This is a genomic window from Vibrio sp. 811 (genome assembly GCF_033339195.1).
This window is the reverse complement of sequence record NZ_JAWOUB010000527.1, coordinates 1-636: the sequence shown is the minus strand read 5'-3', so window position 1 is coordinate 636 and position 636 is coordinate 1. Positions and strand designations below refer to the sequence as shown.

The following is a 636-nucleotide window of genomic DNA, read 5'->3' as shown; positions in this document are numbered from 1 at the left end:
CAAAATAACAACGCTGGTGGTCGCAAGAATGGTGGCGACTTCGCGCTCTAGCCCTTGGGCAACGAGCCAGTGTTCAAAAGGAATGGACAGCGTCGCTTCACCAAAAATGCCACTGAGTAGACCGATGGCAGTAATGCCGATTTGGATAGTCGAAAGAAACTGGGTAGGGTTGTTTTTTAGTTCTAAAGCGAGCGCAGCAGGTGCGTTGTCTTCGGCCATCATTTTTAGTCGGCCGCTTTTCGCCGCGACTAGCGCGATCTCAGACATAGCGAAAATGCCGTTTAGTGCGATCAATCCAACAAGCAATAAAATGTCCATGGAGCCTTCCAGTAATGCACACGTTAGCAGCATAACGAGATTCTCTCGCGAGAAACGTGAGGTTGTGAATAATTCAACGCGTCATGCCAACAGAATGTCTTATTAAAAGGATAGAGTTCATTTGTTGAATGTGGTTTTCGCGTCCAGACGAATGATTCTGTTACTTGACTGGGATTCTGATAAACTACGCGCCCATTTCCTCTTTAGAGACGTTTCTATGCCATTTTCTAAGCTCGGTTTAAGCGTACCAACTACGGATGCCGTAACGGCGCTGGGTTACGAAAAACAGACTTCTATACAACAAAAAGCGAATCCAAT

At 46.2% G+C, this 636-nt stretch carries 1 protein-coding gene; it reads right to left on the bottom strand.

All coding sequences use genetic code 11. From position 1 onward, the window contains the following. On the bottom strand, positions 1–351 hold a 351-nt coding region (locus tag R7Q46_RS27890; RefSeq protein ID WP_318078392.1), incomplete at its 3' end, for a CNNM domain-containing protein. Between the last annotated feature and the right edge of the window lie 285 nt (positions 352–636).